At 59.1% G+C, this 3,210-nt stretch carries 3 protein-coding genes and 2 pseudogenes; all 5 read right to left on the reverse strand.

Annotation, left to right across the window (positions count from 1 at the left end; genetic code table 11):
• Positions 1-124 (reverse strand): annotated as a pseudogene (locus tag ACTIEN_RS22020) (phosphoserine transaminase); the annotation flags it as partial.
• 226 nt (positions 125-350) lie between these two features.
• On the reverse strand, positions 351-608 hold the full coding sequence (locus tag ACTIEN_RS22025; RefSeq protein WP_147393343.1) for a hypothetical protein: 258 nt from the start codon (positions 606-608) through the stop codon (positions 351-353).
• A gap of 99 nt (positions 609-707) precedes the next feature.
• The gene (locus ACTIEN_RS22030) at positions 708-1,685 is read right to left on the reverse strand and encodes a hypothetical protein (RefSeq protein WP_439525285.1); all 978 of its coding nucleotides are present in this window, start codon (positions 1,683-1,685) and stop codon (positions 708-710) included.
• A gap of 272 nt (positions 1,686-1,957) precedes the next feature.
• The gene (locus ACTIEN_RS22035) at positions 1,958-2,821 is read right to left on the reverse strand and encodes an outer membrane protein (protein WP_109767532.1); all 864 of its coding nucleotides are present in this window, start codon (positions 2,819-2,821) and stop codon (positions 1,958-1,960) included.
• 187 nt (positions 2,822-3,008) lie between these two features.
• Positions 3,009-3,210, reverse strand: a pseudogene (glmM, locus tag ACTIEN_RS22040) (phosphoglucosamine mutase); the annotation flags it as partial.

A 3,210-nucleotide genomic window follows, 5' to 3' on the forward strand; every position in this document is an offset into this window, starting at 1 on the left:
GGGAACGGCCAAGCGGAGCCGTTTCGAGCCGGTCGGCAGACCAGTTCGGACGCTTCGCGCAGGGGCCGGATGAAAAACGGATATTGGCCGGACGAATGTCCGGCTTGACGGGGTCAGCTGTCATGTCTCTACCCTTTCAGATAGCTGCCTCCCGTTGGGGGGAGGTGTCCCGCCGCCGCGCATACCGGAACCCTTGCATTCCTTCAAGTCTGATGGTCTCTTACCGTGCAAGTTTTGCAGGTTTGGGACGAACGGTGCATGAACATGTCGGGAAAAGTGGCACAGAACTGACACAGCAGGTTGCATGGATGTTCCATCATCCGACCGGGTGAACCTGCCAAGGCCACCGGTCAACCCTTCGGCCAGCACTGCGCGGTGATTCGGCCCAGATCGGCGCGCTTCTCGACCTCGCGCTTGGCCTCTTCCTTGCTCGCCTTCAAACCCCAAGCACGATCGCCGCAATAACTGGTCCAGACCCAGCCGGTCGGCCCGCGGTGCACGCGCCCCATCTTCAGGCGGCACTGCCAGAACAGCCCGTCATCGGGATCGCGGTGCCGGGGGTGCCGATACCAGCCCCGGCGCTCCAATTTTCGGGTGCGCTGCGGCATGGCATCCATCCCCGTTCAACAACGGAACATGAAAGAAACAAAATCGTACTTGGCAATCAAAAAGGGGCCGCAAAGGCTTCGGCATCGACGCAATCCAAACTACTGCTCCGTCTCGCCTTCCTGCATGAGTTCGCGCACGCTGAAAGACGCTGGCAGCGAGTCGCATTCGGGGAACGGAAACGTCTCGACCAGCTCGACCGCGATGTCAGTCGGACCAACTGGCCGCACTGCATTTGCAAACAAGGGCGTGAACACCGTCCTCAGATGCGGCGGATCACCACGTACGATTGCCACAAACCTGTCATACTGATCGCAACTGTTGAACTCTGCTCGATACCGGAAAGGCATTACGACCCCGACGGTTTGTCCGACAGGAGATACCTCTTTGACGACAGTTGGCCGGGACGCATTACTCAAAATTGCCCTGTATAACAATGGGCTATCTTCCCTCAAGTCACTGAACACACGAGTGAATATTGATTGATGATCCCACTCAATTCCGGATAGCACCAGATCACCAACCCGATCATCGATAGAATACATTGACATGTTACCAATAAAAACAAGCTCAGCGGCCTTTCGATCTTCGCTATAAATACTTCTACCATTCCAATACATTTGAAAATTGTTGTCGATGAATTCACCGTCAAGCCTGTATCCGGTAAACCCAGCGCCCCCGGTCAGTTTTTCAATGTCCTCTCGACCTTGATCGAGAACGGCCTCGATCTGCTCAAAGTACGTATTTGACTGGGACAACTGAATGAACGCGACCGTCGCGAATATCACGCTGATGAACACAATGAACAGCGACACCATCCAACGGGCGTGATTGTAGAGTTTGCGCGCGGCTGCCAGCTCATCATCCTCGAGTCGCGCCACCCGCTGCTCCATCTCGCGCAGTGAAACGGGCGAAGATTGATCAGAATTGTTGGACATGCGCTCGGCTCGATTGGCTGGGATCAGCTCCAAATAATCAGCAAGCTGTCCGGAAAGGCAACTCCCCCTAACAGCTCCTTGCATGGGCATGGCTGACACGCGTATCGACGAAACCAGTTTGAGACCGACAAAAAAGCCCACGGCGGGATAGCCACGGGGCAAGTTCAGCGTTGATGTCGATGGTTGGTCATGATGGACAAAACATCATGAGCTGGTCAGGTTCTATCAGCCGTCACCGTCACACACTCCCGCCTACGGAAAAAACCGCCAGCCGGCCGACGGCTCGTGGAATCCGGTGCAGACCGGCCCGAACAAACGCTACCGGTCGTACGCATCGGCATCACCGCCTGGGCAGACGGCAAAAAGCCCGGCTGCAGGACAGCCGGGCTTCTGCGATGATGGCGGAAGGCCGCTTACTTGTAGACGACCGGCGGCTCGTAGACCGGCGGCGGCGGCGTGTAGGGCTGGTGCGATTCGCCGAACTTGTAGCGCAGGCCTGCCCGCACTTCGTGGACATTGATCGCGCGGTCGAAGCCCGGGCCGGTGGCGCTGGCATATTCGAACATGCGTCCGCCGGAAATGTGCTTGTAACGATAGCCGAGATCGACCGACAGCCGATGGTTGACCGCATAGGAGGCACCGGCCATCAGCGCGTAGGCAAAGCGCCAGTCGGACGTACCGCTGTGGGTGATCGTGCCCGACTGGTCGAAGCCCGGCCCGATCGTGTTGTTCAGATCGTCCCACTTCATGTAGACGCCGCCGAGACCTGCGCCGACATAGGGGGTGATGCCCTTGTAGGTGCCCAGATCGACATAGGCGTTCGCCAGCAGCGTCCAGGCGTGGTAGCCGGTGGTGTCGGTGGACGAGCAAGCCGCGGGTCCGCCGCCGCCGACGATCGTGCAGGTGCCGGACGAGGTACCGGTGAAATCGGACTTGAAGTTGTAGTCGAGCGTCAGATCGGTGCGCAGATAATGGCTGATCTGGTAGCCGACGCCGCCGCCGACGGACAACGAGCCCTTGAGTTCACCCTCCAGCAGGCCGGGATGACCGGCAACGCCCGCGCCGTAGGTCAGATAGTCCGCGCCGCGAAAGTCGCTCCAAAGATAGCCCACATCGCCACGGATGTACCAGCCTGACACCTTGGCCGGAACGGCTTCGGGGTAATGCACCGGCGTCTCGATGACGACCGGCTCTATGATGTCGGCCGCGTTTGCGGACATGCCAAGCGTGACCACCATGGCGGCCGACGCAGCAAGTTTCATGGCTGCATGGTTCATACTCGTTCCCTCGAACAACCCGGCATGCTCGTCTGCGGGCAAGGTTAAAGCTCTCGGGAAGAATGACCATGAAAGGTTAAAGTGCACTTAACCGTGTCTGTTGACCATGTTTGTTGACCATGAACAGGCGACAACGAGCACTGACAGGCACCTGCGCGCCGGCGGAGCGATGTGCGGAAGGGTTTGTTCAGGCGGCCGTCTTCAGATCGGCGATGACGCCGACGATCCCGTCGACAACGCTCTCGACCAGCACCGGATCGTCGCCCTCGGCCATCACGCGGATCAGCGGCTCGGTGCCCGACGGGCGGATGACGAGACGGCCCGTATTGCCGAGCTTTTCGCGGGCATCGTCGACAGCGCTCTTGACCCGCTTGTCTTCCAGCGGCTTG

This window comes from Marivita sp. (assembly GCF_051859345.1).
Taxonomy (GTDB): Bacteria; Pseudomonadota; Alphaproteobacteria; order Rhodobacterales; family Rhodobacteraceae; genus Marivita.